We start from the raw sequence: 20,500 nt of genomic DNA, 5'->3' as shown, positions 1-20,500 counted from the left end.
GATACTGGCCTTCCACCGCACATCCCCCAAAAAGGCCGGGGGACTTTGCGCGTGCGCGGGTAAATTTTAGGTTTGCGCAGCCACTAGAAACGCCGCCAGAGCGCGCCCGCCCCCCAGCCGAACAGGAAGGAAACGGCGACGGCGACCAGCCCATAGCCGATCGCATGCTGGTCCGCGCTGATCGCGACGAAGCGCTCGAAGCCGGACTTGCGGATCTCGATCGGGCGGACGGCGGCGGCGAGCACGCGGCCGTCGCGGATCAGGAAGGTCTCGGCGGTAAAACGCCCGACCGGCACGCGCGCCGGAATCGTGAGCCGCGCGCGGTACAGCACGCCGCCGGTGATCTCCACTGCCCCCGGCGCCTCGTAGAACAGGCCGCTGCGCGTCTTCAGCTCGACCAGCCCGGAGTCGAAGCGCTGCTGCACCTGCGGCGTCGCACCCGAGGCGGGGGAGAGCTGCAGGCTGTCGAGGCCCAGCTCGTAGATGGCGCGGGTGCGCTCGTCGACCAGCTGGCGGATCGGGCGCGACGAGGCGATCGCATAGAAGCTGGGCGCCGAGCGGTAGCGCATTTGTGCTGCGTTGACCCAGATGCCGGCAACCTTCGACTTTTCGCGCACCAGCACCGATTCGGTCGGCCCCTTAACCACCACGACGATCTCGGCCGGCCGCTCTCCGGCCGACGGCGTGCGTCCGCCGGGATAGACGATCGCGCCGAACAGCAGCAGTTCCGCACCGGTGAAGCTGTAGGCGATCTCGATGTCCCGCTGCGAGACGTCGGGCACCAGTTCGGGCTTGGCCTGCCCCATCAGCAGGGGCGCGAGCAATGCCGGAGCCCAGCGGCGTCTCACGCGGCGCTCACCGAATAGATTTCGTCGGGGCGCCAGGCGAGCCCGAGCAGCATTCGCGCCGCCACGCAGAGCACGATCACCGCGAGCAGCAGCCGCAGATATTCGGGCTTGGCCTTGGCGGCGAAGCGCGCGCCCAGCTGCGCCCCGATCACCGATCCCAGCAGCAACAGGATCGCCAGCACGATGTCGACCGCCTTGGTCGTCGTCGCGTGCACCATCGTCGCCACCGCGGTGGTGAACAGCGTCTGGAACAGCGAGGTGCCGACCACCGTCTGCGTCCCCATGCCGAGGATGTAGAGCATCGCCGGGACGAGGATGAAGCCGCCGCCGACGCCCAGCAGCATCGTCAGCACGCCGGTGAACATGCCGAGCAGCAGCGGCGCGAGCGGCGAGATGTACAGGCCCGACGCGTAGAAGCGCCAGCGGAAGGGCAGCGCGGCGACCAGCGGATGGTGCCGCCGCTTGCGCGGCCGGGGAGCCCGCGCACCGCGCGACACGCGGATCGCGCCGACCGACTCCTTCGCCATCAGCCCGCCGATCGACCCGAGCAGCACCACATAGAGCACGCCGATCACGACATCGATCTGGCCGCTGGCCTGGAGCAGCTTGAACACCCACGCACCGATCAGGCTGCCGAGAATACCGCCGGTGACGAGCACCGCGCCCATCTGCACGTCCACGCCCTTGCGACGGAAATGGGCGAACACGCCCGAGACGCTGGCGCCGGTCACCTGGCTCGCCGCCGACGCCGCCGCGACCGTAGGCGGGATGCCGTAGAAGATCAGCAGCGGCGTGGTGAGGAACCCCCCGCCGACGCCGAACATGCCCGAGAGCAGGCCGACGCCCAATCCCAGCGCGACGATCACGAGCGCGTTGACCGACAGGTTGGCGATGGGAAGGTACAGATCCATGCGGCATCAGACCTAGCCCGTTTGTGCCGGGCGGCGAAAGGGCGAAGGTGACGATTCGGCCCGTTCGCGATCAGAAGTCGCTCGCCAGGGTCAGCGCAGCGCCCGATCCCGGCCGCGCGTCTCCCATCACGCGCTGTCGCCAATCGAGGATGAGCCGGGCCTGCACCGGGCCGATCGGCAGGCCGGCGACGATGCTGGGGCCAAGGTCGAGCCGCTGGGTCTCGCGTTGTGCGGCACCCCATGCGCCCATGCCGATGGCGAGGCGCACATCGCGGCGGCGGGCGGCCGGCACGGTCACGCGGAGGGCACCATCGGCATAGGGCTCCACCTGCGCCCGCGCGATCATGCCGGCCTGGCCATAGCCTTCCAGCCGCACGCCGCCGAGCAGTCGCCGATCGGTGCCGGCAACAACGCCGATGCCTGGCCCGCCCCGCATCCCGTCCAGCCCGAAGCGCTGTTCGACGGTGAGGCGCACCGGCAGTGCCGTCGGCTGCCACTCTACCCCGAGCGCCGCCTCCGTGCCGCGCCCCTGTGCCGGGCCGGCAATGCGGCCATAAGCGGCGAGCCGGTCCGCCCGATCGAGCGCATAGCGCAGCCGCACGCCGAACTGACTCCCGCCAATCTGGCTCGCCGTGGGTGCCGCGCCGATGCCGCGGCCCGGCCGGACCACCAGCCAGCCGCTGGCCCGCCAATGCCGGTGCGCCGACAATGCCGTCACGTCGTGCGGGGCCGGGGAAAATGGCGGCTGGGGTGCGGGAGCGTCACGCTGAGCCTCCTGCCCATCGGGCTGCTCGCGTTGCGCGCTTTGCCGGGTCGGCGGGCTTAGCAGGATCGGCAGCCGCGGCGATCCCGACGGCGCTGGATAGCGTGGCAGTGCTCGCGCCACGTCCGTACGGATTCGCGCCTGCGGGGAAGATCGACCGGAACGGACGAGCGATTTCACCCTCGGAAGGTCCGCCGCCACCCGCAGAGGCTTGGTCCGGGGCGGCGGAGTTCGAAGGGGAGTCGACGGCCAGGTCAGCATCACGGCCCGCACGGTGATCCAGCCCAGGAAAACCGCCGCGACAAACCGCAAGGGGCGGCCACGGCCCGGCTGATTCATGCCGCGCCGGCGGCGAGCGACTCGGTCGGAAAGGCATGCGCGGTCTTGTCCCAGCGCAACGGACCACCGGCGAGCAGTCGACCATAGATCCAGAGCGCACGGCGCGCCGCGAGCAGCCCGATATAATTGGCCACCAGCATGCGCGGCGCGGCCCACACTCCCTCACGCCAGCCATGGCGCCGCACCACGAGCAGCGTCCGCATCCCCCAGCGCCATGCCAGCAGCAACAGGTTGATCAGCAGCGCGCCGCCCAGCCACGACGGCAGGGACGGCAAGGGCGCGCCGGCCAAGGCGTGCCAGGCCAGCGCCAGTCCCCACAGGCACAGCGCCGCATAGGCGATCGCGAGCACGGGCATCGCCAGCGCGACACGGCGATCGCGCATCCGCATCCAGTGGTCGCCCACGTCCCAGCGCCGCCCCCAACCGGTGCGATCCCAGCCGGACAAGGCGATACCCGCCATCCAGCGCGCCTTCTGGCGCACGGCGGCGTCGACCGTCGCGGGGAAATAGGCGCGCACCGCCACGGGCGCCCCGCCTGCCCACTCGGGCACGCACACAAAGGCGGAGCGCGCACCGAGCGCCCGCAGCGTTAGGCCCAGTTCATAGTCTTCGGTCAGACTGGCAGCGTCGAACGGTTGCCCGCGATCGGCCGCGATCCGGCGCAGCAGGTCGCATCGGATCGCACAGCCAACTCCGGCGAGCGGGAGGCTCGCGCCCAGCATCTGCCGCACGGGCAGGGTCGCGCCGTGCGACTGGGCGAACTCGTCGAGATAATGGCCGGACACCAGGCGCGAGCCCGGCTGGCAGAGCGGCGCCACCGGCACCTGGACGGCGCCGTGGTCGCCGATCCAGGCGGCATAGACGGCCAGTTCGAGCGGATGTACGACATCCTCCGCATCGTGCAGCACCACCGCCGTGAACGTCGCGCCTTCGGCGGCGGCGTCGCGCTCCAGCGCTGCCCATAGCGCGTTGAGGCAATCGGCCTTGGTGGTCGGGCCGGCGCGAGGGCCGATCACCAGCCGAACGCGTGCATCCGCGTCCGCCACCTGCAGCACCGCGGCAATCGTTGACGGATCGTTGGGATAGGTACCGACATAGATCCGGTACGCATCCCCGGACCATCGCGCGAGGCTGGCCCGAAGCATCGGCCCGATGACGCTCGCCTCGTCCCAGGCGGGCACAAAAACGGCGAAGCGATGCTCGCACCGGGTGTCGCCCTCGTCGTTCAGGAGCGGGCGCTGACCCCGACGCGTGACGCTATGGTAGAAATAAAGAATGTCGACCGCCACGTCATCGACACCCCCCAGCATGAAAACCACGGCTGCGAACATCGTCAGCTCGCGCACGACGCAATCGAGCAGATTCAATGTCATCGCTTACCCCCATCACGATGCGCCCGGTTCGGATTCTGTTCTTATCCGGGAACCTAGTCGGAGACAGGTGAACGAGAGCTTGTGGAGCAAGCGCTTCTGCCTCGCCCTTCATACATCATTACGCGCGCGAAATACGAAAACCTGCTCCGTTTTGGAGCAAATTGCTGGAACCACCGCCCGACCGCAGCGTTCAGCCGGCACTGATCCCTTGGATAACCCGCAACCTGATCACGGCCGCACCGCTACCCAGCGGTGCGGCCCTTTTTCGGTTACCAGTAGAAGCCCGGCACCACCCGGATCACCGTGCCCCGCCGCACATCGACGAGCAGCACATCGTTGTAGTGGCGCACCCACTGGCGATAGGGGCCCGGCTGCGGCAGGTGATAGCGCCACGGATCGCCGATCACATAACGCGGACCGTAATAGACGGTACCGATCCGCGCGCCCGGCTGAAACCGCGTATAGCGGAAGGGCGCGCGCCAGGTACCGTGCGCATACAGGTCCCGGTTGCGATCCCGCCACGACCGCCAGTCATTCTCCGCCCAACGACGGTCGCGGTCGCGCAGATCCTCGCGATAATCGCGGTGCGCGTCGCGCAGGTCGCGGCGTTCCTCCCGGATCCGCCGCGGATCGCCGGACCGTTCCGCGCGGCGCAGATCGCGCTGGGCATCGCGAATGTCGTGGCGGTCGTCGCGCAGTTCGGCGCGGGACTGGGCCATGGCGCTGACCGGCACCAGCAGTGCCGGCGCCGCGATTGCCGTCAGCAGCGCGATGGGAACGAGCTTCTTCATATGCTTCTCCATCCTGGTCGAACCGCCGGTCCGAGGGCCGGCTTGGGAGAATTTATGAAGAAGCATCGCTGAACGTCCAGCGAACGGTCCGGTCAGCCGCGGGAAAGGAAGTTACGGGCCGGTGTTGCCACCACCGCCCGGACCGGCACCCGGCGCGCCGACGGTGCCGATATTGCCGAACAGGTCCGAGAAGAAGCTGCGGCGACGGCCCAGGGTGGGCGTGGTTTTGCCATAGGGGTCGATCGAGGCGGCGAGCTCGACGCCGGTCTGGTCGATCGCGGTGACGTTGCCCTTCTGGTCGAAGCGGATGCGCAGCGTGGTCTGCGTCTTCACCTTCGGATTGCGGAAGGCGAAGTTGCTGCTGTCGCGCGAGACGTAGAACCACTCGCCTTCGTTGAACTGGCTGGTGAAGCTCGGGTGACCGAGCGTCTGCATCACCGAATCGCGGGTATCGATGCCCGGCTGCACCGACGCAACGAGGTCGTGATCGACGACATAGCCCTGATGGGTCCGCACCGGCGTACAGGCGGTGGTGCCGAGCACGACCAACAACGCGGCGGTGCCGAGCGTGCGAACGGGAAGCGACATCAGGATCTCCAGGCAAACACAGGCGGCCCCCGGATTGCATCGCGGGCCGAACGCCTCAATATGCGGCAAAATGCGGCCAAACAAGGTCGCGACAGCGGAAGGCACGAACAACGGCGATGCGCATGCTCCAGCGGCTCTTCGGCAAGCCCGATCGCGGCACCGCCCCGCAGCTCTATGCGGGCGTGGTCGCGCGCGGCCGGGCGCCCCACTGGTACACCGATGGCGCGGTGCCGGACACGGTCGACGGTCGGTTCGACATGATCGCTGCGGTGCTCTGCCTGGTGCTGCTGCGGCTCGAGGCGGAACCCGCCGGCATTCCCACCAGCACCGCAGTGGCGGAATGCTTCATCGACGACATGGACGGCCAGCTGCGCGAGATCGGCATCGGCGACATCATCGTCGGCAAGCATGTCGGCCGGATGATGGGCATGCTGGGCGGCCGGCTCGGCGCCTATCGCAGCGGGCTGGCCGAGGGCGATCTTGGCCCGGCGCTGGTCCGCAACCTTTATCGCGGCGCGGCGCCGGCGCCCGCCGCCCTCACCCATGTCGAGGCGCGGCTGCGCGCCTTTCGCGATGCGCTGGCGGCGATGCCGCTCGCGCGTGTGATCGCAGGAGAGCTTCCCGAATGACCAATCCCGAATTTTCCCGCCCGCAGCGGCTCGACCAGATCGGCGCCGGCGAAAGCGACGTCCAGATCAGCGCCGACGAGGGCGAGCGTGCCGCGCTCAGCACCCGCTTCGGCCTCAAGGCCATCGAGAAGCTGGAGGCCGTCTACCATCTGCGACGCGATGCGCAGGGCGTGGTCGCACGTGGCCACCTCTCGGCGCGGCTGACGCAGGCCTGCGTCGTCACCGGCGATCCGCTGCCCGCCAAGGTCGAGCAGGATTTCGCGATCCGCTTCGTCCCCGAACCGACCACTACCGGCGAGGACGAGGTGGAGCTGACTGAGGACGAGTGCGACACCGTCTTCTATGCAGGCGGCACGATCGATCTGGGCGAGGCCGCCGCCGAAACGATGGCGCTCGAGCTCGATCCCTATCCGCGCAGCCCGCGTGCCGCCGAGGTGCTGCGTGCTGCCGGCGTCAAGAGCGAGGAGGAGGCGGGGCCGATCAAGGCGCTGGCGGGCCTCAAGGATCTTCTCGCGAAGAAATAGCCGTGCCGATCCCGCGTGCAAGCAGCTGCGCGACCACGTCGGCGATTGCCTCGGGCGGCGTGCCTTCGTCCCACACGCTGTAGCGCAGGCCGAGAAACACGTTCATTCCCATGATCGCCCAGGCGTGGATCTCGCCGACATCGTCGCGCACCTCGCCGCGTTCGGCGGCGGCGCGCAGCCGGGCGGCGATGCGCTCGGCGGTGCTCGCATAATGGTGGCGGAAGCTGGCGGGATCGACGAACTCGGCCTCGTCGACGATGCGATAGATTTCCTTGTGGGTGCGGGCGAAGCGGATGAAGGCGAGCAGCGCCGCCCGCTCGGCATCGATCTGGTCGCGCGCGCCGCGTAGCGCAGGGCCGACATGCTCGCGCACCTGGTCGCTCATGTCGCGAACGAGCGCGCGGAACACCGCGTCCTTCGAATCGAAATAGGTGTAGAAGCTGCCGAGGGCGACGCCGGCCCGACGGGTGATCCCGCTGATCGAGCCCTCGTGAAAGCCCTTCTCGCCGAATTCCGCAGCGGCCGCGTCGAGGATCGCACGCAGTGTTCGCCGTCCGCGCTCGGTGCGTGGCACCTTGGCGTCGCTCGCCGACTCCGCCGGCTCGCTTGCAGAAGTGGCGGAAACGCCACGATCTTTCGCCTTCACCCGCCTCCCCTTTCAATCCCAAGTTGAAACCCGGTTCAGCTTTCAGTATAACGTCCGGCAACGGCTTACAACCCGCGTTCAAGATGGGTTGCACCAGGGGAGGATTACCATGTCACGGCACGATTCCGTTCGTATCGCCCTGCTCGCCAGCGTGGCGCTGCTATCCGCCACGCCAGCCTTCGCCCAGGACAGCGCCGCACCCGCCGGCACCGCCGCGAGCGAGGCGGCGCAGCAGGAAGGCGAGATCATCGTCACCGCCCGCCGGCGCGAGGAAAGCCTGATCGACGTCCCGATTTCGGTGTCGGTCGTGTCGGGCGACACGCTGCTTGCCAAGGGCGCCCCGGACATCACGGCGCTGCAGGACATCACGCCGAACCTCACGCTGCAGGTGGCACGCGGTTCCAACTCGACGATGATCGCGTTCAGCCGCGGCGTCGGCCAGCAGGATCCGCTCTGGGGCTTCGAGCCGGGCGTGGCACTCTACATTGACGACGTCTATGTCGCGCGCCCGCAGAACGCGATCCTCGACGTGTTCGACGTGCAGCGGGTGGAAGTGCTGCGCGGACCGCAGGGCACGCTCTATGGCCGCAACACGATCGGCGGCGCGATCAAATACGTCACCAAGCGGCTCGGCCACGAATTCCACGCCTCCGCCCGCGCCGCCTATGGCAGCTACAACCAGGTCGATCTGGTCGGCACCGTCACCGTGCCGCTGACCGAAACGCTGTCGGTCGGCGGGTCGGTCGCGCGCTACTGGCGCGACGGCTATGGCCACAATCTCAACACCGGCGTCGACCAGTATAACAAGGACGTCGTCGCCGGCCGCGTCTCGGCCGAGTTCACCCCGCGCGACGGCTTCTTCTTCCGCGTCGCCGCCGATCGCACCGTCGACCATTCCAATCCCCGCCACGGCCACCGTCTGTTCGGCAATGGCGCCGATCCCGTCTACCAGCCGGTGGGCAGCGTGTACGACACCGCCGCCGGCTCAGGCGATACCAACCGCGTGATGAGCCAGGGCGTCTCCGCCACCGGCGAGATCGCGCTCACCAACGAACTGACCTTCAAGTCGATCACCGCCTGGCGCAACGGCAATACCAGCGGCACGATAGACTTCGACAACACGCCGCGTCCGACGCTGGACGTGCCGGCCTATTATCGTGACCGCCAGTTCACCCAGGAACTGCAACTGCTCTACACCGGCGGCCGGCTGCAGGGCGTGGCGGGGCTGTATTACCTGAACGCGCGCGCCTCGGGCGCGTTCGACACGGTGGTCGGCCTCGCCAACCTGACGATCCTCACCTCAGGCACCGTCGACACCAAGAGCTATGCCGCGTTCGGCGACCTCAGCTACAGCCTCACCGATAGGCTGAAGCTCTCCGCCGGGCTGCGCTATACCAAGGACGACAAGACCGGCACGGTCTATCGCCAGAACTTCACCGGCATCCGCAGCCCGCGCTTCGGCAATCCGGCGGCGGTGCCGGGTCTGCTGCGCACCAACTACACCAACAGCCGCGATTTCGAGCAGGCGACCCCGCGCATCTCGCTCAGCTACGAGCCGCGCCACGACCTCAACCTTTATGCGAGCTGGGGCAAGGGCTTCAAATCGGGCGGGTTCGACATGCGCGGCGACGCGGTGCTCACCCCCACCACGGTCAACGGCTACCAGCCCGAGAAGATCGATTCCTACGAAGTCGGCATGAAGGGCGCGTTCCTCGATCGCCGCTTCTTCCTCAACCTTGCCGGCTATTATTCCAACTATCGCGACCAGCAGGTGACGATCCAGGCGCCGGCGGCCGGCGGCGGCATCGCCAGCTTCGTCGACAACGCCGGCAAGGCCGAGATCTGGGGCTTCGAGGCCGAGGCACGCATGGTGCCGTCGCGCCATTTCTCGTCGAGCCTGGTCGTCGGCTACACCCATGCCGAGTACAAGAAGTTCCTCACCTATATCGGCGGCGGCACCACCCCGGTGGACGTGTCCAACCAGCGCTTCTTCCAGAACACCCCGCGCTGGACGGCGAACGCCTCGGCCACCTGGTCCGAGGATCTGGCGGGCGGCACGATCGCCTTCACGCCCTCGGTCTCGCTGCGCAGCGACATCTCGATGTTCGAATATGCCTCGCCGCTCGACCAGGACGGCTATGCGCTGGTCGAGGCCAGCCTCAACTGGACGTCCGAGGGCGGACGCTATCGCATCGGCGTCGCGGGGCGGAACCTTACCGACGAGCGCTACCGCGTGGGCGGTTATTACTTCCCGGGAGCACTCTACGGCAATTCGATCATCGGCTATTACGGCCCGCCGCGCACGGTAACGGGGACGTTCGAATTGCGGTTCTGAGGGAAGCGGCGCGGGAGGGGCTGAAACCCTCCCGCGCTTCCGCTACGTTCTTCCCCCGCACCTTTCCGCACGAAGGAGGGGCGCGCAGTTCGGAAAGATCCCGCATGCCCGCATCTCCCCTGCGTCCTGCTGCCCCCCGCGGCCTCGTCCTGGCGATGCTGCTGCTCGTCTATATCTTCAACTTCCTCGACCGGCAGATCCTGTCGATCCTCGCCCAGCCGGTGAAGGCGGACCTGGGGCTCGACGACGGCCAGCTCGGCATGCTGGGCGGCTTCGCCTTCGCGCTGCTCTATTCCACCCTCGCGATTCCGCTGGCGATGCTGGCCGATCGCACGAGCCGCAGCTGGGTGATCGCGGTATCGCTGGGCGTGTGGAGCGCCTTCACCGCGCTGTGCGGTACGGCGCAGCATTTCACCAGCATGTTCCTGTACCGGCTGGGCGTCGGGGTGGGCGAAGCCGGCGGGGTTGCGCCGAGCTATGCGCTGATCGCCGACGCCTATCCCGCCGATCGTCGATCGCGCGCACTGTCGATCTACTCGCTCGGCATTCCGCTGGGATCGGCGGGCGGCGCGCTGCTCGGCGGCTATATCGCGCAGACGGTGGAATGGCGGACCGCCTTCCTGGTCGTCGGGCTGCTCGGGCTGCTGATCGCGGTGCCGTTCAAGCTGCTCGTGCGCGATCCTCCGCGCGCCGCGGCCACCAAGGACCAGGTGCCGCTGTCCCGTGTCTTCGCGATTCTCGCCGCCAAGCCAAGCTTCTGGCTGCTCGCCTTTGGCGCGGCGGCGGGATCGATGTGCGGCTATGGCGTCGCCTTCTGGCTGCCGAGCCTGATCCTGCGCAGCTTCCAGCTCAACCTCGCGCAGGTCGGCCAGTTCTTCGGCGGGCTGGCGCTCACCGGCGGCGTGGCTGGCATCCTGCTCGGCGGCTGGCTGGGGGACCGGCTGGGGCGCCGCGACCGCAAGTGGTATGCGCTCGCGCCGGCCATCAGCTATGTGCTCGGCCTGCCGCTGTTCGTGGCAGGCGTGCTGGCGCAGAGCTGGCAGACGGCGTTCCTGCTGTTCCTGGTGCCACAGGCTTTGGTCTATGTCTGGCTGGGGCCGGTGCTCACCGCCGTCCAGCACCTGGTGCCGCCGCAGATGCGCGCAACCGCCTCGGCCTCGTTCCTGCTGATCAACAACCTGATCGGGCTGGGCCTCGGCAGCTGGGTGATCGGGCTGCTGTCGAAGCAGCTGACGCCGGCCTATGGGGCGGCGGACGGGCTGCGCTGCGCGATCGCGGCGGGTCTCGGCCTCTACCTCGTCGCCGGCATCCTGATGGCGCTGGCGAGCCGGCCGCTCCGCCGCGACTGGGTGGAGTAACGGCGCGATTCCCGCTGGGGCGTGGTTACTTCTATAATAACCACATGAGCTATACCCCGACCGACCTCGTCAAAGCCGAGAAGAATGTGGTGCTCGCGGAGCGTCACATTGCCGCCCAGCAGGAAGTGCTTAGCATGATGCGCGCCGCCGGCAGCCCTACCGAGGGCGCCGAGGAGCTGCTCGCCAAGTTCGAAGCCGATCTCGGCCGCGCCGAGCGCATCCGCGACTGGATCGCCAGCGGCCTTGGCGAGCGCAGCCGCGAGCAACAGCGCGTCGCAGCGTAATCCATTGTCATCCCGGCGAAAGCCGGGATCCAGTCGCCTCTCCGCTGGGAATGGAACCGATCGGGCGACCCCAATGGATTCCGGCTTTCGCCGGAATGACGGCAAGTCGCGCCTGACGGGTTACCGTTCCCGCGTCGCCGCGAACGTCACCTTGTTGTAGCGCTCGGCAATATACCCCACTTCCCAGGCCGACTTCGCCAGGAAGACGGGGTTGCCGTCGCGATCCTTGGCGAGCGCGCTGCGATTCAGATCGAGGAACTCCTTGAGCGCGGCGGGATCGTCTGACGCGATCCAGCGCGCGGTGTCGTAGGGCGAAGGCTCCAGCACCGCGCCCACCTTGTATTCCGCATCGAGCCGGCTGAGCAGCACGTCGAGCTGCAGCTGGCCGACCACGCCGATGATCCAGTTCGATCCGATCTCCGGATAGAAGACCTGGATCACGCCCTCTTCCGAGAGATCGTCCAGCGCCTTGCGCAGCTGCTTGGTCTTGGTCGGGTCCTTGAGCGCCACGCGGCGCAGGATTTCCGGCGCGAAGTTGGGCAGCCCGGTGAACCGCACCCCCGCCCGCTCGGACAGCGTGTCGCCCACCCGCAGCGTGCCGTGGTTGGGGATGCCGATGATGTCGCCGGGGAAGGCTTCGTCGGCCAGTTCGCGCTCGCGGGCGAAGAACAGGATCGGCGAGTGGATCGCGATCGGCTTGCCATGCCCGGTCGGCGTCAGCTTCATGCCGCGCTTGAACGTGCCCGAGACCAGCCGCATGAACGCGATGCGGTCGCGGTGGTTGGGGTCCATGTTCGCCTGCACCTTGAACACGAAGCCGGTCACTTCGTCGCGGCTCGGCTCGACCGGCGCCGGCTCCGCCGGCAGCGCGTGCGGAGGCGGCGCGAACTCGGCGATCGCGGCAATCAGCGAATCCACGCCGAACTCCTTCAGCGCCGAGCCGAAGTAGACGGGAGTCATGTCGCCGTTGCGATAGGCCTCGCCGTCGAATTCGGCATAGCCGGCCTGGGCGAGCTCGACATCCTCGCGCAGCTTGGCGAGATTGTCGGCGGAGATAATCGCGTCGAGCTGCGGATCGTCGACGCCGCTGGTCTGGATCACCTTGCCGTGGAATTCGCGGCTGTCGCCTTCGGGGAGCAGCAAGCGCTTGGTGGCCAGGTCGTAAATGCCCTCGAAGGTGCCGCCCATGCCCACCGGCCAGGTCATCGGTACCACGTCGAGCTGGAGCAGCTCAGCCACCTCGTCCAGCGTCGCGAAGACCTCGCGGCCTTCCCGGTCGACCTTGTTGACGAAGGTGATGATCGGCACGTTGCGCAGGCGGCAGACCTCGAACAGTTTCCGCGTCTGGCTTTCGATGCCCTTGGCGACGTCGATCACCATCACGGCGGAATCCACGGCGGTGAGCGTGCGATAGGTGTCTTCGGAGAAGTCCTCGTGGCCCGGCGTGTCGAGCAGGTTGAAGGTGATGCCGTCGCGCTCGAAGGTCATCACCGAGCTGGTGACCGAGATGCCGCGCTGCTGCTCGATCTTCATCCAGTCCGAGCGGGCACGGCGGGCCGCGCCGCGCGCCTTCACTTCGCCGGCAAGGTGGATCGCGCCGCCGAACAGCAGCAGCTTTTCGGTGAGCGTGGTCTTGCCCGCGTCCGGGTGCGAGATGATGGCGAACGTACGACGATCGGAGGGGGACATGCGGGTGCTTCGAACGGGAGGGAGAATCGCGACGCCTTAGTCGGTAGCGGGGTTTTTATCCAGCAGGGAGAATCCGTTGGACTTCGCTGCACCTCAGAGCGGTTCGGATCCGAGCAGAGCGGCAACGTCACACGCGCCATGGATAAAGTGCAGCACTTCGATATCCGGCGCCATGATCCGATACAGTATCAGGTATTTGCCGAACGTGCACCGGCGTATCCCGCGGTGCGCGAAGGCTTCCAACGATGGATAGGCTGCCGGAAACGTAGCGAGCGCCAACGCACGCTCCAGCAGTTCTACCGTGAAGGACGCCGCCCGCTCCGGATCGTCTTGTGCGATCCAATCGCCTATCGCACGGAGCTCAGCACGCGCAGTTTCCGTGAGGCGTACTTTCACCGCGGAGACCAGCGCGTCCGCATTTCCTCCATCACCTGCTCGATCGGCACCAAGCGACCTGCATCTGCGTCGGCCAGCCCCTGCTCGATCTTCGCGTGCAGCGTGGCGCGCAGCATCTCCCGCTCGGTCACGATCCGCGCACCTTCCCGCAACAGATCGTCACGAGAGGCGAAGCGCCCGGTCGCGAGGACGTCGCTGATCGCCTGCTCCAGCGGCGCACCGTAGTCGGAGTGGTCGTCCATATGTAGAAGATACGCCTTCCGGCGTCGCCTCGCAACGGCCGCTCAGTCCAGCAGCGACACGTCCATCGCGAACTGCCGGGTTTCGCCCGGTGCCAGCCGCTGGATGCCGGGTTTGTCCCAGATCTCGCCGTCGAATCCCGCCGGATCGGCAATCCCCCACCAGGGCTCGACACAGACGAACCGCGCGCCCGGCTTGGTCCAGATGCCGAGCACGCCGGTATCGGGAAAGCGGATCCGCAGCTGCGGCCCCTCATCCGCGCCGTAGAGCAGCCCGCGGCTCGCGAGATGATCCCAGATCAGCGCGTCGGCGGTGAACAGGTCGTCGGAAAGCGGCAGCCTCTGCCCTTCGACCGGGCTCTCCCGCCGATCCGGGGCGATGCCGCCCTCGCCGATATAGCGCAGCGACGCGAACTCGGGCGCGTCGAACAGGATGCGGTGCGCCCCACGCGGTCGGCCATAGGGCAGCGGCCAGGCGAAGGCGGGATGAAAGCCGAAGCTGGCCGGCATGTCGCGCGCGTCGCGATTGGTCACCGCGATCTCGATCCACAGCGTCGCTTCCTCCAGCCGGTAGGTCGCGTCGAGCGTGAAAGCGAAAGGGTAGACGGCACGTGTCTCGGCGTCGTCCGCCAGCCGAAAGGTCGCCCGATCGGCGGCCTGCTCGACCAGCGCGAAGTCGCGGCGGCGGGCGAAGCCGTGCTGCGGCAGGCTGTAGTCGCGCCCGTCCAGCCGATAGCGATCGCCCACCAGTCGCCCGACGATCGGGAACAGGAGCGGCGCGCGGCCCGACCAGAAAGCGGGATCGGCATCGGTCATCAGCTCGCGCCCGGCGGCGTCGCGCAGCGACGACAGCTCGGCGCCATGCGGGTTGATCGTGGCGGTCAGCCGCGCGCTGGCGATTGAGATCATGGCATTTCCCCTGGCTGCTATCCTGCCCTACCCGCGTGCAGGGGCAAGGGGAAGCGCCGTCAGAATCCCCAGTTGAACCGCACCACCGCGCCCACATCGCTCGGCATGGCGGCGATGTTGCCGGGTTCGCGGCGCAGGAAAAGGTTGCTGCTCACATCGCCATCCCCGAACTGCCAGCGATAGCGCAGTTCATAGTCGATCTCGCGACCCGCCGGCGCTAGGTTGATGCGCTGGCTGCTCCAGCTGGTCACGCTGAGCGTCGCATAGTCCCAGCCCTCGGGCAGGGTGAGACCGATGCCGCCATGCGCCACCCGCAGCGGCTGCGCGACGCGCAGGCCGAGCGAGTCGCTCCCCAGCACCCCGTCCTTGCCGATATCCGCGGCCCATGCATTGGTGCGGAGCAGCCCCGAACCCTGGATGCCGCCGCGCAGCCGGGCATGGGTCCAGCCCTTGCGCAGCGATCCGCCCAGGCTCCAGCCGTCGCCCAGCCCCCAGCGCAGGCCGAGATCGGCGAACAGGCTGTCGGCGCGCGCCGCCCCCAGCCCGGCGCTGAACCGCGCACCGAGCACGGTATTGTTTTCGCCCATCCGGGTGAGCCCGAGGCTTGCGGCGAGGCCGCCGAGGTGCCGATCCACCGCGATCGTGCTGCGGCCATAGCCATAGCGGTACCAGCGCGACTGCAGCCCAGGCATGTCGCCGCCATAGCGGCTGAGCACGTCGCCGGTCTCGCTCGCCACCGTCACGCCCCAGCCACCGAAGCTGCGCCGCATCGCCGCCGACCCGCCGACATCGACATCGAAGCCGGCGCCGCCCAGCGGATCGCGCGCGATCAGGAAGGCCGGATCGTCGCGACCGGCGAGCTGGGCGGTGAGCACGGTGCCGCTCTGCGACGCGCCAAAGGCATATTGCACGCGCGCGCCCAACCGGCCGCTTACCGTGGTCGCGAGCATCCGCGCGACGCCGGCGTCGCGGCTGGTGATGCCCAGCGGTTCGATCCGCACCGAATCGACGGTCGGCACCAGCGAGACGGCGATCCGCATCCGATCGCCTCCTACCGAGAAGGTCCGGTCGCGAGTCGCCATCAGCGCAGGCAGGTTGCGCGTGGCGGCCTGATGCTGGAAGCTGCCGGGATGGACGCTGGTCGCGAACGCACGGCCGAACGCGTCGAGCACCGCCACGCCCAGCGCGCCTTGCTGGGCATCGCCCATCGGCCCGGAGAGCACCGCGTTGACGCCGGTGGTAAGCACGGCGCTGGTCCCCGCTACCGAGGTGGTGCCGACCGGCTGGAAGGCACGGGCAAGATCCAGCACCCCGCGCCCATAGATCGGGTCGACGCCCGGATCGCCGACATCGCGCGCGGTCGCATAGAGCAGGTCGACGATCTGCTTGCCGGTGAGATTCGGAAAGGCCTGCGCCAGCAGTGCGATCGCCCCGGCAATCTGGGGCGCGGAGAAGGAGGTGCCGGACCAGACGAACGGCGTATTGTTCGCGTCCGGCGCCCGCACGCCTTCGCCGACCGCAGCGAGATAGACGCTGGCGGAAGTCCCGGCGCGATTCGAGAAGCTGGAAATCACATCGTTGCTGTTCACCGATCCGGCGATGATCACCAGCCCGCGGGCGATGGCGGCATTGGTGGCGGGATTGGTGAAGGCATCCGGATTGGCCGCGCCGTCATTACCCGCAGCAATCACCACGATCACTCCCGCCGCCGTCGCGCGGTCGATCGCGGCGGCCAGCGTGCTCGACGCCGAGTCGCCGCCGAGCGAGATGTTGACGACACGCGCGCCGGCCTGGCGGGCGCGATCCAGCCCCAGCGCGATCGTGCTGTCGGAGAATTTGCAGGCGCTGGTGTCGGTGCTCGTGCAGGTGCCCGGCTGGTCGGCACGCTCGACCACCAGTTGCGCATCGAACGCGACGCCGTGGGTGCCGGAACCGTTGCGGCGGCCGGCGATGGTGAAGGCGACCGCGGTGCCATGCCCGCCGACATCGTCGATCGAGCCGTTGCCGCCAGGATCGCTCGACGCGGCAAGGATCCGGCAAGTACCGACACCCAGCCCGCCCGAGCAATCGCCAAATTCGGCGCTCTGTAGGTCGATGCCCGAATCGATGACGCCCACCTTGATGCCCGCGCCGGTCGCACCCGCCTGATAGGCGGTCAGCGCGTGCATCGAGACGGCACCCACCGTCGCCCGATATTCCGCCGTGTCATAGTTGATCGCCGCGCTGGGAGTCGGCGTAGGCGTGGGCGCAGGAGCCGGCGTTGGGCTCGGACTCGGTGTAGCTGTGGGTGTAGGTGTGGGCGTGGGCGTCGGGCTAGGGGCAGGCGTCGGGCTTGGCGTCGGCGTCGGGCTGGGCGCGGGTGTCGGAGCCGGAGTCGGGCTCGGCGTCGGGACGGGCGCAGGAGAAGGCGCAGGCGTGGTGGCGATACCACCGCCGCTGCCGCCGCCGCTGCATGCGCCCAGCGCGACCAAGCCGCTCACCGCCACCGATCGCAGCCACCGTCCACGCAAAGCCATACACACACTCTTCCCCGTCGCGAGAATGGCTCCCTAGCGCGATACTGGTTGCAGGATGTTTACTACGCAAGCCAGGGACTTCCGCCGCCCACCGCTTGCGAGCGCGCCGCCCACCCCCTACACGCCCCGGCGATGCTCGCCTCGCTCTCGCACGTCCGCAACTGGATCTTCGATCTGGACAACACGCTCTATCCGGCGAGCGCCAATCTTTTCGCGATGATCGACGCGCGAATCGGCGCGTATGTCCAGCGCCTGCTGCAGTGTTCGGCCGAAGAGGCGCACGAGGTGCAGAAGGCCTATTTCCACGCGCACGGCGCGACGCTCTACGGCCTGATCGAGAATCACGGCACCGATCCGCACGACTATCTCGGCTATGTCCACGACGTCGACATGAGCGTGCTCGAGGCGAACGAGGCGCTGATCGAAGCGCTCGCCCGCCTGCCCGGCCGCAAGCTGATCTTCACCAACGGCGACGCGCCTTATGCGCAGAAGGTGCTCGACAGGCTCGGCCTGGGCGAGACCTTTGAGGCGATCCACGACATCCACGCGACCAGCTATCGCCCCAAGCCCGAGCCCTCGGCCTATCAGGGCCTGTGCGACGCCTATGGCCTGGACCCACGCGAATCGCTGTTCGTCGAGGACATGGCGCGCAACCTGGGGCCGGCAAAGGCGATCGGCATGACCACCGTCTGGATCGACAATGGCTCGGAACAGGCGCCCGACGCCGATCGCAGCTTCATCGACTACACCATCACCGATCTCGGAGCCTGGCTCCACAGCATCTTGGAGAGCTGACATGACCGATCTCGCCGCGACGATCGACGCCGCCTGGGAAGACCGCGCGAACCTGAGCTTCGCCACCGAAGGCGCGGTGCGCGAAGCCGTCGCCGAAGCGCTGAACCTGCTCGATCGCGGCGAGGCCCGCGTCGCCGAGCCGACCGCGGAGGGCGGCTGGCAGGTGAACCAGTGGCTGAAGAAGGCCGTGCTGCTCAGCTTCCGCCTCAACGACAATGTCGTCGTCCCCGGCCCCGAAGGCACCGCCTGGTTCGACAAGGTGCCCTCAAAGTTCACCGGCTGGAGCGAGGCGGCGTTCCGCGACGCCGGCTTCCGCGCGGTGCCGGGCAGCATCGCCCGCCACGGCGCGCACATCGCCAAGGGCGCGGTGCTGATGCCGAGCTTCGTCAATATCGGCGCCTATGTCGGTGAGGGCACGATGGTCGACACCTGGACGACGGTGGGCAGCTGCGCGCAGATCGGCAAGAACGTCCACCTGTCGGGCGGCGTCGGCATCGGCGGCGTGCTCGAGCCGCTGCAGGCCGATCCCGTGATCATCGGCGACGGCGCGTTCATCGGCGCGCGGTCGGAAGTGGCCGAGGGCGTGCGCGTCGGCGAGGGCGCGGTGCTGTCGATGGGCGTCTATCTCGGCGCCTCGACCAAGATCGTCGATCGCGCGACCGGCCAGGTCTATCGCGGCGAAGTCCCGCCCTATGCCGTGGTGGTGCCCGGCACCCTCCCCGCCGAGGACGGCAAGCCCGGCCTTTACTGCGCCGTGATCGTCAAGACCGTCGACGCCCAGACCCGCAGCAAGACCGGGATCAACGAGCTGCTGCGCGACTGACTGTTGCAAGGGCCGTTCTTGTTGCAGGGGCCGTTACACATTGCGGCGGGAATGCGGAATGCCGACATGGTTTTGCCGCAATCCCGCCGCCTCCCCTACGGCGTATAGCGACCGCCGGGGCGAAGCCCGAGTCCCCGGCATCGCCTTGTCCTGAGTGTCCCGCGCGCCATGCTGTCCTCCACTTCCGCCTCGCCCATGCGCCGGTTGCGCGTCTCGCTGCGCGGGCGCACCGTCGCCATTCTGCTGGCGCTGGCGATCGAGCTGCTTATCGCACTACTGCTGCTGTGGATGGCGCCGCATATCGAGCCCAAGGAAAAGCCGAAGACGGTGGTGTTCGGCATCGAGGGGCCCGAGGGCGAGAAGACGCCGTCGGAGAAGGACGCCGCCAAGGCACCCGAAAAGGCCCACAAGCGCGCCGGCGCGAAACAGGAGGCCCAGCAGCCGACCCCGCCCGCCGCTGCGCTGCCACCCCCGCCGGTCACGCCCCCGGTACCGAGCGGCCCCCCCAGCTTCATCGTGATGAGCCGGCGCGACTATGCGGCGACGGACATCGCCAAGGCTCCGGCTGCCCAGTCGGGCGACCAGGGCAATACCCAGACGGCAGATGCCGGCGGCGGCAGCGGCGCCGATGACACCCCCCGCGCCGGCACCGGCCCCCACGGCGAGACGCTCTATGCCGCGGACTGGTATCGGCGGCCGACCAACGCCCAGCTTTCCCCCTATCTGCCGCAGCGCGCGCTCGGCCGCGAGGGCTGGGGCGAAGTCGCCTGCCGCACGATCGAGCGCTATCAGGTGACCGACTGCCAGGAGCTGGGGGAGTATCCACGCGGCTCGGGCTATGCCGGGGCGGTTCGCCAGGCGGCGTTCCAGTTCCGCGTCAAGGCACCGCGGGTGAACAGTCGGTTGCTGATCGGCAGCTGGGTGCGGATCCGCATCACCTATACCCAGCGTGCCGGCGGCGGCGACGGTGGGGACGCGGACTAGGCTAAGGCGACTGAGAGGCTCCGCAACCATGCTTGCGCTTGCACGACATCGTCTGTATGGGTGCCCATAGCACATCGTATGGATTTTGTCCGGAACCCGCTTGTGTGCCACCGGCGATAGGGGAGCCGGCGCGGTGGATCCCGGCGCAGCGTTAGGTGGTAGCGATGATTTGGGTTCCGATTCTGCTGGGCACGTTCAAGCTCGCCGTGTTCGGCACGGGCATGTTCTTCGCCATCAAGTGGCATCACGATCAGGCCAAGAAGGAAAAGGAAGAGCGCGCACGCGCCGAACAGGCCGCAGACGAAGCGGAGTGAAGGCGGGCCTCGCGTAGGGCGTCAGTCGGCGGCGCCATCCTCCGCGGCCAGCCGCTCGAGCCAGGCCTGTGCCTGCTTGGGTTCGCCGACCGCGGACGGACCAACGGGACCGCGTGCGGCGAGAAATTCCTGCTGGAGCGCGAACGGCGGCAGACCCAGCCGTGCACGGGCGTCGTCGATCTCGTCGCCCAGTTCGGCGAGGTGATCGAGCGTCGGGCGGATCGCGGCGCGGGCATGGCGATCGCGCTGGTGGTCGAACAGGCCCCATTTGCCGGAAGCCGTGCGCTGCAGGGCTTCGATCAGCGCCGCGCGGTACTCCGCTTCCAGTTCGATGCGCCGGGTGTCGAGCCGTTCGAGGCGATCCGCTTTTGCCATGGGGGCGACGTATCGGGGAGAGGCGGGGCGAGCAACCGCACTACCTAAGCCCCTCCCCTTCAGGGGAGGGG

Annotated in this window: 22 protein-coding genes; 9 read left to right on the top strand and 13 right to left on the bottom strand. The window is 68.3% G+C overall.

The window, feature by feature from the left end; all coding sequences use genetic code 11:
* Positions 1-83 precede the first annotated feature (83 nt).
* From SAZ01S_RS19680 to SAZ01S_RS19655, 6 genes are all read right to left on the bottom strand, one after another.
* The gene (locus SAZ01S_RS19680) at positions 84-806 is read right to left on the bottom strand and encodes a TIGR02186 family protein (protein WP_139810161.1); all 723 of its coding nucleotides are present in this window, start codon (positions 804-806) and stop codon (positions 84-86) included.
* Between the two features lie 38 nt (positions 807-844).
* Positions 845-1,759 carry a sulfite exporter TauE/SafE family protein gene (locus SAZ01S_RS19675; protein ID WP_084583957.1) on the bottom strand — a complete coding sequence of 305 codons (915 nt, stop codon included), beginning with the start codon at positions 1,757-1,759 and terminating at the stop codon, positions 845-847.
* Between the two features lie 70 nt (positions 1,760-1,829).
* Positions 1,830-2,477 carry a hypothetical protein gene (locus SAZ01S_RS19670; protein ID WP_139810160.1) on the bottom strand — a complete coding sequence of 216 codons (648 nt, stop codon included), beginning with the start codon at positions 2,475-2,477 and terminating at the stop codon, positions 1,830-1,832.
* Between the two features lie 380 nt (positions 2,478-2,857).
* Positions 2,858-4,234, bottom strand: coding sequence for a glycosyl transferase family protein (locus SAZ01S_RS19665; protein WP_084583955.1), 1,377 nt, complete (start codon positions 4,232-4,234; stop codon positions 2,858-2,860).
* A gap of 269 nt (positions 4,235-4,503) precedes the next feature.
* Complete coding sequence (locus SAZ01S_RS19660) at positions 4,504-5,025, bottom strand: RcnB family protein (RefSeq protein WP_084583970.1); 522 nt, start codon at positions 5,023-5,025, stop codon at positions 4,504-4,506.
* 111 nt (positions 5,026-5,136) lie between these two features.
* Positions 5,137-5,613, bottom strand: coding sequence for an outer membrane protein assembly factor BamE (locus tag SAZ01S_RS19655; RefSeq protein WP_084583954.1), 477 nt, complete (start codon positions 5,611-5,613; stop codon positions 5,137-5,139).
* Between the two features lie 116 nt (positions 5,614-5,729).
* Between SAZ01S_RS19655 and SAZ01S_RS19650 the strand changes: the two genes are divergently transcribed.
* Both SAZ01S_RS19650 and SAZ01S_RS19645 read left to right on the top strand, forming a co-directional pair.
* Positions 5,730-6,242, top strand: coding sequence for a ubiquinol-cytochrome C chaperone family protein (locus SAZ01S_RS19650; protein ID WP_084583953.1), 513 nt, complete (start codon positions 5,730-5,732; stop codon positions 6,240-6,242).
* Positions 6,239-6,766 (top strand): YceD family protein, encoded by a 528-nt coding sequence (locus SAZ01S_RS19645; protein ID WP_084583952.1) that lies wholly within the window; start codon positions 6,239-6,241, stop codon positions 6,764-6,766. Before SAZ01S_RS19650 ends, SAZ01S_RS19645 begins: the two co-directional genes overlap by 4 nt.
* On the opposite strand, the gene SAZ01S_RS19640 is transcribed toward SAZ01S_RS19645, so the two are convergent.
* Entirely contained in the window at positions 6,741-7,412 is a 672-nt protein-coding gene (locus SAZ01S_RS19640) for a TetR/AcrR family transcriptional regulator (protein WP_439951238.1), read from the bottom strand. The genes SAZ01S_RS19645 and SAZ01S_RS19640 overlap by 26 nt on opposite strands.
* A gap of 109 nt (positions 7,413-7,521) precedes the next feature.
* Between SAZ01S_RS19640 and SAZ01S_RS19635 the strand changes: the two genes are divergently transcribed.
* The 3 genes from SAZ01S_RS19635 to SAZ01S_RS19625 all read left to right on the top strand — a co-directional run bounded on the left by SAZ01S_RS19635 (position 7,522) and on the right by SAZ01S_RS19625 (position 11,389).
* Complete coding sequence (locus SAZ01S_RS19635) at positions 7,522-9,747, top strand: TonB-dependent receptor (RefSeq protein ID WP_084583951.1); 2,226 nt, start codon at positions 7,522-7,524, stop codon at positions 9,745-9,747.
* Positions 9,748-9,851: 104 nt separating this feature from the next.
* On the top strand, positions 9,852-11,105 hold the full coding sequence (locus tag SAZ01S_RS19630; RefSeq protein ID WP_084583950.1) for a spinster family MFS transporter: 1,254 nt from the start codon (positions 9,852-9,854) through the stop codon (positions 11,103-11,105).
* Between the two features lie 44 nt (positions 11,106-11,149).
* The gene (locus SAZ01S_RS19625) at positions 11,150-11,389 is read left to right on the top strand and encodes a hypothetical protein (protein WP_084583949.1); all 240 of its coding nucleotides are present in this window, start codon (positions 11,150-11,152) and stop codon (positions 11,387-11,389) included.
* Between the two features lie 120 nt (positions 11,390-11,509).
* Here SAZ01S_RS19625 and SAZ01S_RS19620 read toward each other — a convergent pair whose 3' ends face one another.
* The 5 genes from SAZ01S_RS19620 to SAZ01S_RS19600 all read right to left on the bottom strand — a co-directional run bounded on the left by SAZ01S_RS19620 (position 11,510) and on the right by SAZ01S_RS19600 (position 16,790).
* Positions 11,510-13,078 carry a peptide chain release factor 3 gene (locus SAZ01S_RS19620; RefSeq protein WP_084583948.1) on the bottom strand — a complete coding sequence of 523 codons (1,569 nt, stop codon included), beginning with the start codon at positions 13,076-13,078 and terminating at the stop codon, positions 11,510-11,512.
* Between the two features lie 93 nt (positions 13,079-13,171).
* Entirely contained in the window at positions 13,172-13,474 is a 303-nt protein-coding gene (locus SAZ01S_RS19615) for a type II toxin-antitoxin system RelE/ParE family toxin (protein ID WP_084583947.1), read from the bottom strand.
* A complete protein-coding gene (locus SAZ01S_RS19610) occupies positions 13,471-13,716 on the bottom strand; it encodes a ribbon-helix-helix domain-containing protein (RefSeq protein WP_084583946.1) in 246 nt (81 codons plus the stop codon). Before SAZ01S_RS19610 ends, SAZ01S_RS19615 begins: the two co-directional genes overlap by 4 nt.
* Positions 13,717-13,758: 42 nt before the next feature.
* On the bottom strand, positions 13,759-14,622 hold the full coding sequence (locus SAZ01S_RS19605) for an aldose 1-epimerase family protein (RefSeq protein WP_084583945.1): 864 nt from the start codon (positions 14,620-14,622) through the stop codon (positions 13,759-13,761).
* Between the two features lie 59 nt (positions 14,623-14,681).
* The gene (locus SAZ01S_RS19600) at positions 14,682-16,790 is read right to left on the bottom strand and encodes a S8 family peptidase (RefSeq protein ID WP_084583944.1); all 2,109 of its coding nucleotides are present in this window, start codon (positions 16,788-16,790) and stop codon (positions 14,682-14,684) included.
* A gap of 480 nt (positions 16,791-17,270) precedes the next feature.
* Between SAZ01S_RS19600 and SAZ01S_RS19590 the strand changes: the two genes are divergently transcribed.
* From SAZ01S_RS19590 to SAZ01S_RS24120, 4 genes are all read left to right on the top strand, one after another.
* Positions 17,271-17,933 carry a pyrimidine 5'-nucleotidase gene (locus tag SAZ01S_RS19590; RefSeq protein ID WP_084583943.1) on the top strand — a complete coding sequence of 221 codons (663 nt, stop codon included), beginning with the start codon at positions 17,271-17,273 and terminating at the stop codon, positions 17,931-17,933.
* 1 nt (position 17,934) lies between these two features.
* Positions 17,935-18,756: a 2,3,4,5-tetrahydropyridine-2,6-dicarboxylate N-succinyltransferase gene (dapD, locus tag SAZ01S_RS19585; protein ID WP_084583942.1), complete on the top strand. Its 822-nt coding sequence runs from the start codon at positions 17,935-17,937 to the stop codon at positions 18,754-18,756.
* A gap of 195 nt (positions 18,757-18,951) precedes the next feature.
* A complete protein-coding gene (locus SAZ01S_RS19580; RefSeq protein WP_245825037.1) occupies positions 18,952-19,740 on the top strand; it encodes a hypothetical protein in 789 nt (262 codons plus the stop codon).
* 164 nt (positions 19,741-19,904) lie between these two features.
* Positions 19,905-20,054, top strand: coding sequence for a hypothetical protein (locus SAZ01S_RS24120; RefSeq protein ID WP_167693215.1), 150 nt, complete (start codon positions 19,905-19,907; stop codon positions 20,052-20,054).
* 21 nt (positions 20,055-20,075) lie between these two features.
* Here SAZ01S_RS24120 and SAZ01S_RS19575 read toward each other — a convergent pair whose 3' ends face one another.
* Positions 20,076-20,429 carry a hypothetical protein gene (locus tag SAZ01S_RS19575; protein ID WP_084583940.1) on the bottom strand — a complete coding sequence of 118 codons (354 nt, stop codon included), beginning with the start codon at positions 20,427-20,429 and terminating at the stop codon, positions 20,076-20,078.
* Between the last annotated feature and the right edge of the window lie 71 nt (positions 20,430-20,500).

Origin of the sequence: Sphingomonas azotifigens NBRC 15497 (assembly GCF_002091475.1) — a bacterium.
Classification (GTDB): Bacteria; Pseudomonadota; Alphaproteobacteria; order Sphingomonadales; family Sphingomonadaceae; genus Sphingomonas; species Sphingomonas azotifigens.
Note: the sequence above shows the minus strand (reverse complement) of the source record. Positions and strands in the feature narration are given on the sequence as shown.